Origin of the sequence: Flavobacterium lipolyticum, from assembly GCF_020905335.1 — a bacterium.
Taxonomy (GTDB): domain Bacteria; phylum Bacteroidota; class Bacteroidia; order Flavobacteriales; family Flavobacteriaceae; genus Flavobacterium; species Flavobacterium lipolyticum.
On record NZ_JAJJMN010000002.1, the window covers coordinates 1,303,326 to 1,319,873 of the forward strand.

The 16,548-nt window shown below is 36.1% G+C and carries 16 protein-coding genes; 10 read left to right on the plus strand and 6 right to left on the minus strand.

The window, feature by feature from the left end; genetic code table 11:
* Positions 1 to 36 precede the first annotated feature (36 nt).
* The 10 genes from LNQ34_RS22010 (at position 37) to LNQ34_RS22055 (ending at position 7,185) form a co-directional block, all read left to right on the plus strand.
* Entirely contained in the window at positions 37 to 594 is a 558-nt protein-coding gene (locus LNQ34_RS22010; protein ID WP_428979072.1) for a DUF5683 domain-containing protein, read from the plus strand.
* A 1,357-nt stretch (positions 595 to 1,951) separates the two neighbouring features.
* Complete coding sequence (locus LNQ34_RS22015; RefSeq protein ID WP_230001270.1) at positions 1,952 to 2,284, plus strand: nucleotidyl transferase AbiEii/AbiGii toxin family protein; 333 nt, start codon at positions 1,952 to 1,954, stop codon at positions 2,282 to 2,284.
* 151 nt (positions 2,285 to 2,435) lie between these two features.
* Positions 2,436 to 2,726, plus strand: a complete 291-nt coding sequence (locus LNQ34_RS22020; RefSeq protein WP_230001272.1) for a DUF6922 domain-containing protein — start codon at positions 2,436 to 2,438, stop codon at positions 2,724 to 2,726.
* Positions 2,727 to 2,872: 146 nt separating this feature from the next.
* Complete coding sequence (locus LNQ34_RS22025) at positions 2,873 to 3,205, plus strand: ArsR/SmtB family transcription factor (RefSeq protein ID WP_202704070.1); 333 nt, start codon at positions 2,873 to 2,875, stop codon at positions 3,203 to 3,205.
* A gap of 20 nt (positions 3,206 to 3,225) precedes the next feature.
* On the plus strand, positions 3,226 to 3,693 hold the full coding sequence (locus LNQ34_RS22030; RefSeq protein WP_230001273.1) for a DUF6428 family protein: 468 nt from the start codon (positions 3,226 to 3,228) through the stop codon (positions 3,691 to 3,693).
* An 11-nt stretch (positions 3,694 to 3,704) separates the two neighbouring features.
* Positions 3,705 to 4,316 (plus strand): class I SAM-dependent methyltransferase, encoded by a 612-nt coding sequence (locus LNQ34_RS22035; RefSeq protein WP_230001274.1) that lies wholly within the window; start codon positions 3,705 to 3,707, stop codon positions 4,314 to 4,316.
* A gap of 2 nt (positions 4,317 to 4,318) precedes the next feature.
* Positions 4,319 to 4,930 (plus strand): arsenate-mycothiol transferase ArsC, encoded by a 612-nt coding sequence (locus tag LNQ34_RS22040; protein WP_230001275.1) that lies wholly within the window; start codon positions 4,319 to 4,321, stop codon positions 4,928 to 4,930.
* 2 nt (positions 4,931 to 4,932) lie between these two features.
* The gene (arsB, locus tag LNQ34_RS22045) at positions 4,933 to 5,997 is read left to right on the plus strand and encodes an ACR3 family arsenite efflux transporter (RefSeq protein WP_230001276.1); all 1,065 of its coding nucleotides are present in this window, start codon (positions 4,933 to 4,935) and stop codon (positions 5,995 to 5,997) included.
* A 6-nt stretch (positions 5,998 to 6,003) separates the two neighbouring features.
* Positions 6,004 to 6,579, plus strand: a complete 576-nt coding sequence (locus LNQ34_RS22050; protein ID WP_230001277.1) for a Crp/Fnr family transcriptional regulator — start codon at positions 6,004 to 6,006, stop codon at positions 6,577 to 6,579.
* Positions 6,580 to 6,648: 69 nt separating this feature from the next.
* Complete coding sequence (locus tag LNQ34_RS22055) at positions 6,649 to 7,185, plus strand: hypothetical protein (RefSeq protein ID WP_230001279.1); 537 nt, start codon at positions 6,649 to 6,651, stop codon at positions 7,183 to 7,185.
* A gap of 127 nt (positions 7,186 to 7,312) precedes the next feature.
* On the opposite strand, the gene LNQ34_RS22060 is transcribed toward LNQ34_RS22055, so the two are convergent.
* The 6 genes from LNQ34_RS22060 to LNQ34_RS22085 form a co-directional block, all read right to left on the minus strand.
* Complete coding sequence (locus LNQ34_RS22060; RefSeq protein ID WP_230001280.1) at positions 7,313 to 7,552, minus strand: phage tail protein; 240 nt, start codon at positions 7,550 to 7,552, stop codon at positions 7,313 to 7,315.
* 56 nt (positions 7,553 to 7,608) lie between these two features.
* Entirely contained in the window at positions 7,609 to 8,013 is a 405-nt protein-coding gene (locus LNQ34_RS22065; protein WP_230001281.1) for a hypothetical protein, read from the minus strand.
* Between the two features lie 172 nt (positions 8,014 to 8,185).
* Positions 8,186 to 9,070, minus strand: coding sequence for a tail fiber domain-containing protein (locus LNQ34_RS22070; RefSeq protein ID WP_230001282.1), 885 nt, complete (start codon positions 9,068 to 9,070; stop codon positions 8,186 to 8,188).
* A 32-nt stretch (positions 9,071 to 9,102) separates the two neighbouring features.
* Complete coding sequence (locus LNQ34_RS22075; protein ID WP_230001283.1) at positions 9,103 to 11,148, minus strand: hypothetical protein; 2,046 nt, start codon at positions 11,146 to 11,148, stop codon at positions 9,103 to 9,105.
* 23 nt (positions 11,149 to 11,171) lie between these two features.
* The gene (locus LNQ34_RS22080) at positions 11,172 to 12,974 is read right to left on the minus strand and encodes a hypothetical protein (protein ID WP_230001284.1); all 1,803 of its coding nucleotides are present in this window, start codon (positions 12,972 to 12,974) and stop codon (positions 11,172 to 11,174) included.
* Between the two features lie 20 nt (positions 12,975 to 12,994).
* Entirely contained in the window at positions 12,995 to 16,546 is a 3,552-nt protein-coding gene (locus LNQ34_RS22085; RefSeq protein WP_230001285.1) for a hypothetical protein, read from the minus strand.
* Between the last annotated feature and the right edge of the window lie 2 nt (positions 16,547 to 16,548).

Genomic DNA, 16,548 nt, shown 5'->3' on the forward strand with positions numbered 1-16,548 from the left:
ACGCATTTTATTAAACTTATTACAAAGAATTAAAAAATGGTAAAAAGAATATATTTTTTTATTTTTCTATTTTGCATCGGGTTGTTCGATACTTATGGACAAGCTGATATAATGAGATCAAAAGACACTATAAAAACTACTGAAATTGATCCGCTTAGACCTGCTAAAGCTGCTTTTTATTCCGCTATTTTGCCTGGATTAGGTCAAGCTTATAATAAAAAATATTGGAAAATTCCTTTAGTTTATGGAGCAATTGGTACAAGTGTTTATTTCTACATTGATAATCAAAAGAAGTACAACACTTATAGAGATGAATATAAAAATAGATTAGAAGGAAAGATAAACAAGGATGATTATTTAAGAAATTTAAATGACAATCAGTTAATTGCAGCTCAAAAACAATTTCAAAGAAATAGGGATTTATCTGCGTTCTTTATTGTTGGATTTTATGTTTTAAATATTGTCGATGCTAATATTGACGCGGCTATTTCACAGTTTAATGTGAGTGAGTCGTTGTCATTCAAACCTATTATAGAAAATCAATCAAGTATTTCCAATCAAAAATTTTCTATAGCTTGTATTTACGTTTTTTAAAATACCAATAGGTTACGTGTTTATAGGCTCTGATTTAACAAACAAGATTGTTTTATTTGATTTGGTAAAACTTTCATTTTTTTTACTTTTTTGATGACTTTCTCCTGTTTGAAAAAAGTTATCAGCATATGAAAAACGGCAACTAAAAAATAAAAAGCCTGTAAACATTGAGTTTGCAGGCTTTTTTGTGGAGTCGATGGAAATCGAACCCGGGTCCAAACAAGCAACTAAAGAGCTTTCTACACGTTTGTTTCCTGATTGGATTTTCGATGTTAAGCTAGGTCAGGAACAACCACTCAACACTTATCTTCTTAATTTCGATATCCACCCGAAGCTCATGGAAATCTAGGATTATTTTTACGGTTCCCCTGTACTGACCGCCACAAACCAAGGCTTTCAAGGAAAATCTAGATCGTTAGGTAAGAAAACTATATGCATGGAAGCTGTAAAAACAAAAATACTATTTTCAGGAAAATTAAAAGCAAATATTTACGAGTTCTTAAAGTACCCGGAGCCGAAATAAATCTACTTTTTTATAAAAATAAATTGTAGATTTTTTTTACTTGCGCTTCTTTCTGCAGATCTTTCCTGGATTGAAATTAATCTACTTTTAAATTACACCAGTCGTAATCATAAAACTTTTCATATATTTGTTTTTAACCAACTAAAGAACTTTTTATGAGTAGGAAATACCATTTATCTTATGATGCAATTGACGTTAAACAAGGATTTTGGAGATAGCTATGATGAAGCCAAAAGATACCTATTATGTGTACCAGGAAATACTGGATATATTAAAATATCTTCTTATTGCGAATCGACACTAATACTTGAATACGATCAGATGCAATCAAAATTGTTTCATTATTTAAAAACAAATCTTGCAAAACATTTTAATTATTTAGTCTCTCTTGTAGTCATAAGTGAATCGGGAACTGGGTTCATAAATTACAGTCAAAATGTACATCTTAATTTACGTTTGAAACTAGAACTTAAAAATATTTCCTGTGATAATTTAAAAAAAGAAATTACAAATTACTAAGCAAATAATCCTTAGAATAGATCACAAAAAGAACCGTTGCGAAACGCGGAACGGTATTTTTAACTAAAATTAAAAAACTAACTAAAAAAAACTTATTTCTGATATCTACTTTTAAACTAAATACATTACAATAAATATCAAATCCTCCATCTACAGCCTTAACAGTATTAAAGTCGAATGGCACATAAGTGCCAGTATCATCACTGCTATTTACCATCAAATACACCTCATTTGTCCTGATATCCTGACAAATTCGGAGTTACTCATCTAAGCAGTAAATATCTAGTTAAAATCAGGGAGATATTAAATAATACAATGTTTCTTGATATAGGTCATATTAAAGTTGATATCATTGCCCCCCCATATCCGTGGCAAGAACCTGTTCAAAGCGAGGATGGAATCAGACTGGTATCTTTAAATGACGTAGGTGCTATGAAGCTTCATGCTATATTTCAAAACGACACAAGAATAAAAGATTTTGTGGATATGTATTTTCTTTTAGAACATCATCCCCTTATGACCTATTTAGATGCTTACCAGAACAAATATAATGGAAATCCAGGACTGGCCGTCATTGCATTACTACATCATAAAAATATAGATAGAGAAGAAAAAGTCAAACTAATGAAAGGAAAAGAAAACAGCTAGGCAAAAATGACTCACCGTCTAAAAAAAGCAGTTTTAAATCTTTCTTTTGATTTTTCTGAACCAAAAAATCAAATTCCTCCACCTCATAAAAAATCGTAGATTAGGGAGGTGAAAATTTGAATAACAAGCCTAAAAATCGTATCTTTACTTTATGGCTGGAGTTAAAAAAAACAACAAAGTTCTTAATTTGAATCGGGTCTTTTTTTGGGATTTCGATATAGACACTATGGACTTTGAGAAAGCCTATAAAACTACCATTACACGTATCATAGAACGTGGAAAACAAGAGGAAATAGACGAAATCGTTCGCTTCTACGGTATTGAAAAAGTTATCAAAACTATTCGTGACGAAATCTATTTCCTTCCCAATTATGCCATTGACCGCGCTAAGATTCTTCCCCGAACTCAAAAAAGAAGAAATGTACTGTTACCTGAACCGTAAAGACAAACCCTATAATTGGATATAGTGATTTTTTCAAAGGAATTTCGAGCTTCTCCGTCGATAGAAGTTTTAAAAGAAACACAAAAATTTATTTTATTTTTTTTCACAAGAGAATAATCGTAATATTGCAATATAAATATAAAACGATGGGAGCTACTAAAACAGATCACTTTACAGACAATCAAAACGAACTTGCTGTTTTGGCTAAAGCATTGGGACATCCTGCCCGAATAGCCATAATGGAATACCTTTTAAAGGTTGATACATGTATCTGTGGGGATATAGTAAATGAATTGCCGCTTTCTCAGCCGACAGTATCACAACATCTTAAGGAACTTAAAAACGCTGGTTTAATTAAAGGAAGTATAGATGGTAATTCTATCTGCTACTGTATTAATGAACCGGGCTTAGAGAAAATTAAAGGATTTTTTGAACACATAAGCAGTCATCTTGAAAAAAAGAAAAATGATTGCTGTTAACTTTTTAAAACACATAAATTATGAAACTTTCACAAATCAAAGAAGTACTAACGAGGGTTGAAGCTGTAAACTTTGAACTGCCAAACGGAACTTTTGTCCCGGAATATTTCCACGTAACCGAAATTGGTTTGATAACTAAAAACTTTATTGATTGCGGTGGTACTGTAAGAAAGGAAAACGTTGTAAACTTCCAGCTTTGGGATGCCAATGATTACGAACATCGACTTAAGCCTCAAAAGCTGATTCATATTATTGAGCTTTCAGAAAAAGTTTTGGGCATTGAAGATCATGAAATTGAAGTGGAATATCAGGATACCACCATTGGTAAATATGATTTAGATTTTAATGGTAAAAACTTCATTTTATTAAATAAACAGACTGCTTGCTTAGCTCAGGACAATTGCGGTATTCCCGCTGAAAAGCAAAAAGTAAGATTATCAGATAAAAACAGTGAGCCTTGTTGTGCTCCTGATGGGAACTGTTGTTAACACACACACTAATGAGTAAAAAAGAACATTGGGAAAACGTCTTTTCCACCAAAAAAGAAACTGAAGTAAGTTGGTATCAAACAAATCCTGAAGCTTCTGTAAATGGTATTTTAAAAGCTAATTTAAAAAAAGATGCAAAAATTATTGATATTGGAGGAGGTGACAGCTACCTGATTGATAAATTGATTGAATTAGGATATACTAATCTTTTTCTTTTGGATATTTCAAAAAATGCCATTAACCGGATCAAAAATCGTTTAGGTGAGAAATCTCAATATGTAACGTTCATTGTTTCGGATATTTTGGATTTTAAACCCGAAGAGGCATTTAATTTTTGGCATGACCGGGCTTCATTCCACTTTTTAACTTACAAAGAGGAAATAGAAGCATATAAAGCAATTGTTGAAAAATCTACAGTAGAGAAAGCCAATCTTTTTATGGGAACTTTTTCAGAATCCGGTCCTTTAAAATGTAGTGGATTGGAAATAACGCAATATTCCGAATCAAAACTCGATATGATTTTTTCTGATACTTTTGATAAAATTGAATGTTTTACAGAAAATCATCATACTCCATTTGAAACGGTACAGAACTTCATTTTTTGTAATTTTAAAAAGAAATAAGAATGTACGCAGATTTAACAAAAACAATTGATTCTTTATCTTTTGGTTACCTGACCCAAGACAGAAAGGAAACATTACAACCATTAGTCGAATTTATTCAAGCCAAAATAACCAATCAACAGGAAGTACGACTTAATTTGATTTGTACCCATAATTCCAGAAGAAGCCATTTGTCTCAAGTTTGGGCACAGACAGCAGCTAACTATTATAATATCAAAAATGTATTTTGTTATTCTGGAGGTACAGAAGCTACAGCACTCTTTCCTATGGTAGCTAAGACACTAATACAACAAGGGTTTAAAGTCAATACCATTGCTGAAGGAAGCAATCCTGTTTACTTCATAAAATATGGTGAAAATGAAAATCCAATAATCGGCTTTTCCAAAACCTACGATGATGAGTTTAATCCGCAAGGTGAATTTGCAGCCATCATGACCTGTTCACAAGCCGATGGAGGCTGTCCTTTTATTCCAGGCGCAGAAAAACGTATTCCAATCACTTTTGAAGACCCAAAAGTTTCTGATAACACACCACAGCAGGAAGAAATATACAAGGAGCGCAGTCTTCAAATCGGAACTGAAATGTTTTATGTATTCTCACAAATTAAAAAATAAGTATGTCGGTAAATAATTGTGCACCAGCATTAGAAAGAAAAAAATTAGGTTTTCTTGATCAGTTTTTAACCCTTTGGATATTTCTCGCCATGATTATAGGCGTCATAGTAGGATATTTAATACCATCAAGTAGTGGATTTATTAATTCGTTTTCAAACGGAACTACTAACATTCCCTTGGCGATTGGGTTAATTCTTATGATGTACCCTCCACTGGCAAAAGTAAAATACGAACAAATGGGAGAAGTGTTCAAAAACACAAAGGTATTAGGAGCATCCTTATTCCTAAATTGGATTGTCGGTCCAATTTTAATGTTTGTATTGGCATTACTATGCTTAAAAGGTTATCCTGAATACATGATTGGAGTAATCTTAATCGGATTAGCACGCTGTATTGCCATGGTAGTGGTATGGAATGATTTAGCTGACGGCAACAGAGAACATGCAGCAGGATTAATTGCTTTAAACAGTATTTTTCAGGTATTTCTTTACAGCGTGTATGCTTATGTGTTTATAACCATTTTGCCGCCTTATTTCGGCTATACAGGCTTCAATGTAAATATCAGCATTGACCAAATTGCAGAAAGTGTCGGCATTTATTTAGGAATCCCTTTTGCGCTTGGAATAATTAGCCGTTACGGTTTAATCAAGCTAAAAGGAGAAGAATGGTTTCAAAATAAATATGTTCCTTTTATTTCTCCAATAACCTTTATAGCATTATTATTTACCATCGTATTGATGTTTAGCCTCAAAGGAGAGCTTATTATACAGATACCAATGGATGTAGTGCGTATTGCAATTCCATTAGTAATTTATTTTGTAGTGATGTTTGTAATCAGTTTTTTCATTGGAAAATACTTTGAGGCTGATTACTCGAAGTCAACGGCTATTGCATTTACCGCAACCGGTAATAATTTTGAATTAGCCATTGCAGTTGCCATAGGTGTTTTCGGAATCAACAGCGGACAGGCTTTTGCAGGTGTTGTTGGTCCATTAGTAGAAGTGCCTGCATTGATTGCATTGGTAAATGTCGCTTTTTGGTTTCGAAAAAAATATTACAGTCTTTAATAAGTTATGGAACAATTCAAAGCATTTTTAAAGCAGATAGCCCCCATCACAGATGAAGAATTCGAAAATACTCTTCCGAATTTCAAAAAGATAAGTTTAGGGAAAAACAGCTATTTTATTCAGCTGGGTAAAGTTTGCAGACAAATCGCTTTCATACAAAAGGGAACTTTAAGAACATCCTATATGAATGAAAATATGGAAGAAATAACTTCCTGTTTTTGTACTGAAAATAGTTTCACAACTTCCTATAAAAGTTTCATTCTACAAGAGCCTTCTACTCTGTCAATTCAGGCAATGGAAAATGTAGAACTTTTAGTAATTGATTACGAAGATTTGCAGAAACTGTTTAAGGAAAGTATAGTTTGGCAGACTATTGGGCGGGTCATTGCCGAAAGACAATATATCGTAATGGAACAATATGCAAGTGTGTTATGCAATGAAAACGCCAAAGAAAAGTACTTGCGTCTTTTAAAAGAACAACCAAGTATTCTGCATAAGGCAACTATAAATGACATTGCCTCTTATCTTGGGATAACCCGAAGAACATTAAGCCGGATAAGAAAAGAAATTACACAAAATTAGAGGACATTTGTCCTTAATGTTAATCCCGATGTCCCATAGCTTTGCAGTTATATTTAATTAAAAACTGAAATGGAAATAGCAATTATCATCTCATCTTTGTTTCTTGTTCTTTTTGCGGTGTTAGCCTTATATGATGGCTTTTATCTGCATATTTTTAAATACCAGCTTCATAATAGGACTGAAAGTAAAACGGAACATCTCGCCCATACTATAAGAGCTGTTTTCTTTCCAGCAATGCTGTACTTTTTGTTCTTTAAACAGGATAGTCATACTAGTTTTTTCATAGGATTAACCTTTGTGCTTTTTGATATACTGGTACTGGGGTATGATGCCTTTGTCGAAAAAGACAGCAGGCAGTTTATGGGAGGATTGCCTCGCTGGGAATATATTGTTCATTTATTCGTAAATGGTTTTCATTTTGCCTCAATTGCAGTTTATTTGTCTATCAGGCTAACCATTCAAAATGGGGAAATAATTATTTCGAATATAAACCAGTCACAAATCTCTAGTCTTTTTAATTTACTAATCATAAATCTTTTGCCAGCTGCTATTATAAATGGCTCAGAAGGCTTTCCACTGGCAGGGCTGCGCATAAAGCTTTTGTAACCTCCTAGATTACCAGGATCTACCACTGGAGCCAGTGCAGATACGGAAGCCCGCGGATTGCCAAAGAACTTTCTGCAATTGGCATTAAAGTATCCCGCCTTAGCGAAGTATGGGTCTCGGACATAACCTATATTGAGATCGACGAAGGTTGCTTGCTGTCATCGGCTGTACCAGTCCCAACAAGAGTCCTGCCGGCAAGATTAGGAGTGTAATTCCCTAAGGAGTTTCTTAATGTTACATGCTTAGCAGGTATTTCCTTTCCGTCACATATCAACCAGCCATCTAATTTGAAATCACCCTTAAACGCAAATGGTACTATCGTTCGTATCGGAACCTGAGTAAAATCTGAAATTGAATTGTTTCCCATATCAATCTTATTTTAATATTATTACTTCGCTATTAATTCACAGTCTTTTTATCCATTTATTCACTTCCGGCGTAAATAATGTAATGGATGACGTAATAAGGCTGCATGGTGTTATGGCCCTTATCGTTACCCTCAGAATCTGTACCATATAAAGGTATGTCGTTTTTAAGAAGGTCTATATCGATCTTTGCATAAAGACTGTCACCGATAAAATTTAGAAAATGAAATCCGAAATTGCCTTTGTTTATAGTATGGCTATGACTTGGCATTTCAGCAACTGTCAATTGGTGCTTGTACTCTCCACCTGTCCTGCCTAAAAGCCAATTGGTATCATTCTTATCAAAATTGGCCTTTGTCTTATCCGATTGTTCGAAATCAACATCAACAGTACCACTCCCTACAAGAGTCCTGCAGACAAGATTAGGCGTTTTTACATCCCCTAAGGCGTTTCTTAATGTCACATGCTTATCAAGTATGTCTCTTCCGTCACATTTCAACCACCCCTCCGGTATGTATTCATCCTTAAGCGCAAATGGTAATATCGTTCCTATCGGAACCTGTGTAAACTCTAAAATTGAATTTTTTCCCATATCTATTTTTATTTAATGTTGTTACTTATTTTATTTACTGTTGTCACTTATTTTCCGCTATCTCCGAAACCAATACCCGCTCTATGGCTCGTAAACGATCATCGGTCTTTTCCTGTTCTTTTTTTAACGCACTAACGGTTTTGGTTAAGGTAAATTTTTCTCCCTCCAGTACTTCAATACGCTTTAATAAGGCTTGAGTAGCACTTACATTGAGCATGCCAATTGCTTCATAGTCCACAGAATGAAAATCACGAACTTCTTTCCCGTAAACAAAAACAGTTCCTTCTCTGGTACAACTTACTCTGATTGTATTTTGTTTGATCTCCAGAATTTCTGTTAACATTTCTTCACCGCTAAAAATCAATTTGATTTTATCCGCAACGACAAGGTCTTTGGTATCTACCGGTATCCAGCTTTTATGAATCGTACTTAACCGGTAAATATTCGGAATGACCTCTGTCTGTTTGGTAATAACAGCAAGCGGATACACTTTTTCTACCTGTTGGGCAATGACTTTTTTATATACTTTATTGCCTCTTTGTACGGTATCGATCATTTTATAATCTGTTATAACAATTTTTGAAAGGATGTCCAGGTCATTGGCATTGTTACTCTCGCCCAATATTTTTTTGATACGCTCGTCTGAAAATACATTAAACTGCAGTGCTGAAATACCATCTGACGCATATATTGAATTTTTCAGCACATTCATTTCCAGTACTTTGGAAGATTTATAGCCGTATATAAAAAAATTACTGGGATAACTGCTTTCTCCTCCGGAAACAACAAATTTGCCTTGTGTAGGTGTAGAGGTGCCAATGCCCACATTTCCATTTGGAAGAATTTTTAATGCATCAGTACCTTGCGCCTGCAACTGAATTGTTATTACAAACAAAATGATTCCTGTTATTCTATGTATTTTTTTCATTTTATAAGGATTTAATTAAATAAAATTTCGAATTAATAACCTGTTTTACAAGTTAACTGAGCTCCTTTGGTAACCGTAAATCCGGGTTTGAAAGCAATGCTTCCCGCCGAATTAAAGATGGTAGTAACAGAGGGGGGTATCGTGAGCCCTTCGACAATAATAGAAGCAGAGGCGCGATATACCGTATTCGTACTTAAATTAGACTGACTAACAGTTACTTCATTTTCGGCAACTTTACTTGCAGTTACTGCTATCAGATTGGTTGCAGTAACCGTATAAAGTGTTCCATCGGGCGCAAGTGTTACATTTTTCTTGATGTTACCAACAGAAGCCTCCAAACCAACTGAAAAAGCATTGGGATGATCTACATCATTTTTAAATCCCATTATTTTTTGCGGCGAGCTGTACGAATCTGTAGCATAAATCGTAAAAGAGGCATCGGAAACCAGTATCGATGCATTATTCAACTGGACGACCGATTTATCAAAAACAACCGCTTTATTCTCGACGGGATTGTATTTTGCGAGTTTATTATTGTAAACAAAAAAAACATTTAACTTTGCATCCATAACGGGTTGCGAAATCCCGGTATTAGCGTTATTTTCTGAGTCAATAAATTGTGTTTTGATATCTCCTGTTGTTTCGTCAACATCAAAAACAAACAGCTTACTGCTATTATCATAACCATTGAGTACAAAAACTCTGAAATTGTCCTGAACCACCGGAAACGGAATATAAAAATTAGTATCATTCTTATACCCTCCCAAAACATAGTCAGATGTTGCTATACTACTTCCGTCCAAATTGTTCAATACGATCAGACGGCTTTTATTCTGCTGCGTATCAACAGCTATAAAAAAAGCTTTACTTTCATCGGGACTTAACGAAACCGGACCAATAATTTCATTGGCTTTTGGTTCGTATTTCCAACGTATTTTACATTGCGGATAGGCCGATAGGGCCACAATTCCAGGATCCGATGGGAGGTAAAGCGTTCCGTCGTACCCGATAGTTGCATTATTGTTGATGGTGCTCAACTGTCTGTTTGTGATTTCCGACAGGGATTTGCTGAACAGTATATTTCCGGAATTGTTTAAATCCAGTATGCTCAGTTTTCCGGATCTCGAAATATAATACAGCCTTCCTCTTTCGTCAATTAAAGGCCATGATCTGGCAACATCATCAACTGCTTTTAGCCACAAAACGTTTCCTCTCGAGTCCAGTTGTTTTACATAAAAAACAGCCTGTGTACCCGAAGTTGCCTGAGTAAAAACAAGAGGCTGGTTTTTATAGATTGCCAGGGCACCCGTTGGGCCAATCTCCTGAAAATACTCATTCCCTATTGGCAGTTTTCGAATTTGTGCCTCGACCACAAAGCTATTTGATTTCCAATTTAATAAACTGTTATGCTGCGCGTTTACAAAAGACTGAGACCAGTCTTCTCTAAAAGGATACGGGTCTACTTCATAAGTTGCCAGTACTTTTGGTTTTTTAGAAAAGTTCGAAGGCGTTTCGGCTGTTATAGAAGAAAAAAAACGCGTATCCTGTCCCTTTTCAGGTGAACGAGCCGCTAAAGATAAAATTCCATCCGGCAAAAATCCTAAAACAGGTTTAGGCAAATCGGGTATTCTGAGTTTCATCATCGCTGAAGCAGAACTCTTTTTTAACTGATCCATCCCTATAGGACCTTCGGTATTTTTTTTTATATCGGCCCAGTTTAATCCCGGATCCGTCAAACTAATTTCACTTCCGCTCCATCCATTAGGGCCTTTTAAAATGGTAATGGTCTGAACCGAAAATTCAGACATCCTGTCATTGGGTCTGTTGTATAATTTTAAAGCCAGTGATCCAATTTTAGCATTAACAGGTACACTTTTAAAATCAAATTTAAAAAAGGACTTACTGGTTTCTTCTCCTTTTTCATTGGCACTAACGCGTAAATCAGCACTACTCTCCGAAGGTATTGCCTTGTCAATTTCGGGCAATAAAACCGTATATTTTACTTGCGAAAACCCATTTTGAGGTTTTATCAGCATTACTAGTAAAAAAACGACACAGGTATGGTATATTTTATTCATAATCATTAATTTATATTTTTAAATTATGTTAAAATCAAAGTCTGACTAGTTACCACCGGTACCCAATAAAACAAAATAGAATACGTAATTCCGCGATCACCTCCATCAGTCAGAACCATGTACCATAAGCAACCTTTAAAAAAACCGGTTACAATTTTGGAGTCTTTTGTTGTGTCAAAACTAAATTCGACGGATGATGTGTCCAGCTGACTACTGCCATAATCGCCATTATTTAAGGTTACTCTGCTAAAATATTTTTTCTTATCAGTTTTCTCTTGATAACCTCCTAACAAAAAAATACCGGTACTGTCTATCGTATCCTTTCCTACAAATGATAAGCCACTGGACAGATAAGAATTAGTATTGATTTTTAAGGGTTTTATTTCCATCCAGCTGTTTTTATTCCATTTCCAGATATCAGAAGTCTCAGTCCCTCCTATTTCCGAAAAACCACCGCCTATCCATAGTTCTTTCCTGTTTCCGTTGTTGTCAAGTTCTACTGTAATACCGGCAAGATATCTTGGGCTCCAGGGCATTTTTGCAGGATTGTTTTTATTCACATTAACACTTCCGTTTGCGTTGATGTTGTCCCAATCTTTGCCATTTCCCGATACCCATACGTCATTTAACGCTCTTCCCCACTCGTCGACGCCTCCCAACAACCAAATTTTCTCCTCATCTCCATGAGGAAAGAGTACCGCAGAATGTCCTGTCCGTGAAGACCATGGTAAAGCCTCTGTAATGACTACTCTTGCTCCGGCTTCGGCATCTAAATTAAGGATCGCTACACGATTATTAAATTTCATAGGTTCTATATAACTCCCCCCTGTAAAAAACAATCGCCCATGTAATTCTCCCGTACTTTTCAGGTGTAACAGTGGAGAGTTGGCAAAAGGTTTTAAGCTGTTTTTCTCCTCTTCTGATAGTGTTACTCTTTGCCAATTCTCCGAGAAACCTTCATTGGTATTTGTATACCCAACATGATTGATCCGTGTACTCCCGCCTTCCGTTTTTAACATTAAACTAAATAGAAAAGAAGAATCCTGACTCACACAAAAATTACCTATCGTAAATAAAGCATCAATCCCGGTCGGGTTTGCGTTTGTATATAACTTTGATTCTCCCAGGGCTCTTACCTGAATTATTTTTGTAATAGAAGCGTCTCCGGTTTTTACTTCCAGTGTATAAGAATGATCCCCACTCGCGACACTATTTATCAAATAATTTCCGGAACCTGTTGTTACCTCCCCTTTCTGTAATTCTTGCAATCCCTCTCTCAAAATGTAGCGCTCGCCTTTAATGTTCCAGGATAGTACCACAGCCTTATTGCGTTGCAAAACCGTATAGTTGGACTCGAACAGATTAATTTCCGGTTTTGCCTGTTTCACTATAACGGTAAAAGGGATCTCCACAATTTCTCTGGGTACGCTTGTGTCCTTTTTATCTTTAAAGGTTATTAGTAATTCTGTAGACGGTGTTGTAACCGTAGCTTTCTCTGCTCTGATTTTTAGGATCAGATAGGTATATTCATCGGTATAGTCTCTTGGAAAAATATACGATCTTTTGCCCGGGTCATTGCTATCAAATAAAAACTCGCAAATTTTTACCGGAAAAGTTGCAAGTTTATTGGTATCGTCAATTTTTGCCCATAGTTCACAACTCAGGTTTTTCAAATCTTCTTTTTCTACAATAGTTTCCAGATTCCCGATCGAAAAAACGCCCATTAATAAAATGGCTCTTAAATTTTCCTCAGAAATTAGTATATCCAGCTTCAAAGCATCACCATTTCTTACCAAATTACTACTGCCAGTTGTTACATACCCCATATTTTTTTGAATTTAATACGTTAATTATTGGTTTTTAAATTGCTTAATCTCAACCATCCCTCATACACTTGTTGTTTTTTAAAACCCGAAATCTGCTTGCTTTTTCCCTCAGGGAGGTCTTCATTGTTTTTCCAGGTCATCACGTCCGACTTATGCGTCCATTTCCAGTTTGAACTAATACTCGTTGGTATCGGGATACCCGGGGCTACTTGCTCTGCAATAAAGGGAGCTACCCTAAAACTAATATTCAATTGTGACAATACCCGGGAAGAATTAGAATGAAACAGTTCAATAAATTTAGTAGGCAAAATCCCCGTCGACAGATGAGTTCCCATGGAAGGATTGAGTAACAAGCTCACTTTTAATGGATCTTGATGTAAGGTCATTTTTAATGAAGCGTTCTTTCTAAAAAAAGGGATATCGCTAAAATTAAAGTCAGGAGCATTGGTTGTCATGTAAAATGCGTCTGAATCATCATCACGAAAATAACCTACCAGGCCATCTTTCTCCATGGAATAATCCCCTATGCTCAGCGGAAATTTAACCGTGTCTATAAAGCCAATGTCTTCTTTGCCTGATCTATCCCATCTTTGGTTGTAATACGGTAATCCCAGCACCTCCAACCCTATTGCACAACGAGCCAAAGCTAATGGCTGACCGTATAACAATGCCGATGTATTTTGCTGTACCGCATTGCTGCCCAAAGCATTTAAACCTATCTTATAAGCCAAATCCATAAGACCTGATACTTTACTTCCGCTATCTAATGCATCGAGCAGCTTCTTTAAGGGTAGATTGTCCTCTAAATCCGGAATGACATTCCCGCCCGGAAAAGGCCTTTTTAGCAAACTCAGTCCTTCGTCTTTTGTCACATCTGATGCGATTTGAAGTACGACAACTTCATTACCCTCACCATCATAAATCAATATGTTTTTATCTAAATAATTGGGAACTAACCATCCAAAAATCGGATTATCGATTTTTCCGGTATCCTGATACACCAAGTTGTCTTTTGCGTTTAACCAGCTGAATTTTAAACGCGAAGGCTGAACTATTCTCGGTGGCAGCGGTATTGTGGTACCCTGATCTTTCTGATTGGCTTTTAGCATAACAGCACAGGCTATTTCAGGATTATTAGTTGCTTTATCTGTTATTACTTTTTTTACCTGTCCGAAAACATCTACTATCGAAAGGTTTTTTATATCCAGACTCCCTGAACGCAACGGATTAAAAAGGTTTAAATCGGTGCCATAAATGTTGCCGGGATTACACCCGACTTTGTAGCCATCGTCACCAATAATATTTAATTCGTCGCGGTCAATCAAATATTCCGTAGCAAATTTGTAGTCTTCATCGCTTACATATTTAAACGGAGGCAATTGAATGTCTGTTCTTTGCATTAACAAGGTTTTATTCAACCCGCTTAATGATTGAGCCAAAAGATTCAGATTTCCATATTTATTGACTAGACTATCCGGAATCGTTCTTTTAAGGTTTGCAAAAACCGAATTAGAGAATGGGCTTATGCCACTTATCGAAACCCCTTGTCCGTTAGCCCCAGTCGAATGCTTATTAAAATAAAGACCTTCCTGCAACTCCCATTTATCTGTATACTCCACCAGATCCAAATTTTTAATATCAGAATCATCGGGAGTATATACAGCATCCCACACCATAAATAAAGGGGTCCATGCCTGTTGCCATAGGGTTATGGCAAAACTTTCATGCGCTTTTTCATTATCCTCATATTGAGGCTTCAATTGAATTTTGACTACCTCTTTGCCAAAAGCTTTAATGGCAGGGCTGGTTTTGTCTTTTCCTTCCCCCAACTGTGCTTCCTTATAGGCCTCAAGAGCAAAGTCTAAAGAAAGCGAATGATCCAGCAAAAGCGTTTCACAGACCAGTGTCTTTATTTCCTTAAAAGGTATTTTGGCAGACCCTAATTCATCCACTTTCGGAATCGTAATTTTAGAACTGAAAATCGTGACCGGAATAGTGGTTTCGTTGTAGGGCACTTTTATATAAAGCTTACTCAATAACTGAGAAGCAACTCTGCAATTGATTTCTTTGTCTGAACTTTGAAAAACAGGTTTTTCGGTGTTACCAATTCCTGAACCGCAAAGTAAAAGCACAGGATCGTTGGGTTCCCAAAAACGATCTTCGAGTTTCTGCCTGAGGATAAACGCTGCGTTTTTACCTGATAGCTCCTTGTGCGTATTTAAAGCAGCAACGCGTTGTTCTACTTCTGTAGTCAATAATTCAATCTCTATCTTTCTGCTTACCAACTGGTTTAAAATAGGCTCCCGGGATGCGTTGTAATCAAAGTCCGCAACATCGTAACCATTAACAGTTTTAGAAGCTTGTTTGTACCATAAAAAATAATGTTCCTGCTGCAGGCTTATGATTTCCTCTTTTATTTTGTTACTATTAATCTGAACTTCATTCAACTCATTCAGCTCTTTTGAAATAGCATTGTTTTCAGGAAAATAAGGGCTGTCGTTTTTACTTTCCAATTGGCTGTCATCTGCTTCAACTCTCGTTATTTCCCAAAACGAACTTCTGTTTTTGGGAGAAAAACCTCTTTTATGAATTTCGGTTTGTATGGCTTTTAAACCGGGTTCATTTGTATTGTCTTCCAGAAATTGGTACTGTAAGGCATTAAGCAACTCTTCGATACCTGTTTTTTCAATTTCATTGCTTTTTATAATTTGAGCGCTTAATGATTCTACTGCCGTATTGCCCGCATAAACCTGTACCTCTCCGTCAGGAACTCCGCTTTTTAATTCCGTATTCCATTGAATGCTATGGATAGAAGAATGAAGCAAACAGGATTCAGGATATTCATTCCCGTCATATTTCCACTGTTGTTTAAACCAGTCTAATTCTCTTTCCTTGCCCGTCTGTTCGTTTGTTTTTGCTTCTCCGTCAAAATCCGGAGGCGAGATCGGATCATCGGCCGGATTGTTGTACCATCCTGTAACCACATAAGTTAAAGTACAATCCGAATCTATATCTTCCATGTCATCATGAAAGCCAAAAACGTTTTTACTACTGAGATAAAAGGACGAAAAATACGGATTGGCGGCTCCTACTCCTGTTAGAATTGACTCCGAAATGGCATCATCATACGCCGAAGACCACTCAAAGGTTTTTCCTAAATTACTAAGATCGAGTTTGTCTTTGTGTATTGTAATCCAGTTTAATTCCGCGTCCCTGCCTTTAACAGCATTTTTTTCATCGCTTCTAACAATCCATAGCCGACAATCCATATTTTCCAATCCTTTATCGGTTCGGATACGAGCTACTATCCATCGGTTAGGCGCAAATGGAAATTTTGCTTCTCCCCCTTCGTCTACAAAAGAATGTTTCAAAGCTTTCGGCAAGGTCCAATGCAGGTGTATCCCTCTTTTTAAGGTTACCTCTTTCTTTATATTGGGTTGTAACACATTTCCTAAAATACTCTGAGTGTATTGTTGCAATTGTGGACTTAAATCCACGCAATCCTTCTTGTCCTTGCTCAGCGCCAGTGCTTCCATATACATGGGTACAAAAAGTTTGGAATTATTACTCATGG

Coding starts and splice junctions, on each gene's coding strand:
- LNQ34_RS22015 (WP_230001270.1), top strand. CDS start 1,952: ATGTTTCTTGATATAGGTCATATTAAAGTTGATATCATTGCCCCCCCA.
- LNQ34_RS22070 (WP_230001282.1), bottom strand. CDS start 9,070: ATGAAAAAAATACATAGAATAACAGGAATCATTTTGTTTGTAATAACA.
- LNQ34_RS22020 (WP_230001272.1), top strand. CDS start 2,436: ATGGCTGGAGTTAAAAAAAACAACAAAGTTCTTAATTTGAATCGGGTC.
- arsB (WP_230001276.1), top strand. CDS start 4,933: ATGTCGGTAAATAATTGTGCACCAGCATTAGAAAGAAAAAAATTAGGT.
- LNQ34_RS22025 (WP_202704070.1), top strand. CDS start 2,873: ATGGGAGCTACTAAAACAGATCACTTTACAGACAATCAAAACGAACTT.
- LNQ34_RS22030 (WP_230001273.1), top strand. CDS start 3,226: ATGAAACTTTCACAAATCAAAGAAGTACTAACGAGGGTTGAAGCTGTA.
- LNQ34_RS22035 (WP_230001274.1), top strand. CDS start 3,705: ATGAGTAAAAAAGAACATTGGGAAAACGTCTTTTCCACCAAAAAAGAA.
- LNQ34_RS22040 (WP_230001275.1), top strand. CDS start 4,319: ATGTACGCAGATTTAACAAAAACAATTGATTCTTTATCTTTTGGTTAC.
- LNQ34_RS22075 (WP_230001283.1), bottom strand. CDS start 11,148: ATGAATAAAATATACCATACCTGTGTCGTTTTTTTACTAGTAATGCTG.
- LNQ34_RS22055 (WP_230001279.1), top strand. CDS start 6,649: ATGGAAATAGCAATTATCATCTCATCTTTGTTTCTTGTTCTTTTTGCG.
- LNQ34_RS22060 (WP_230001280.1), bottom strand. CDS start 7,552: ATGGGAAACAATTCAATTTCAGATTTTACTCAGGTTCCGATACGAACG.
- LNQ34_RS22080 (WP_230001284.1), bottom strand. CDS start 12,974: ATGGGGTATGTAACAACTGGCAGTAGTAATTTGGTAAGAAATGGTGAT.
- LNQ34_RS22085 (WP_230001285.1), bottom strand. CDS start 16,546: ATGAGTAATAATTCCAAACTTTTTGTACCCATGTATATGGAAGCACTG.
- LNQ34_RS22010 (WP_428979072.1), top strand. CDS start 37: ATGGTAAAAAGAATATATTTTTTTATTTTTCTATTTTGCATCGGGTTG.
- LNQ34_RS22050 (WP_230001277.1), top strand. CDS start 6,004: ATGGAACAATTCAAAGCATTTTTAAAGCAGATAGCCCCCATCACAGAT.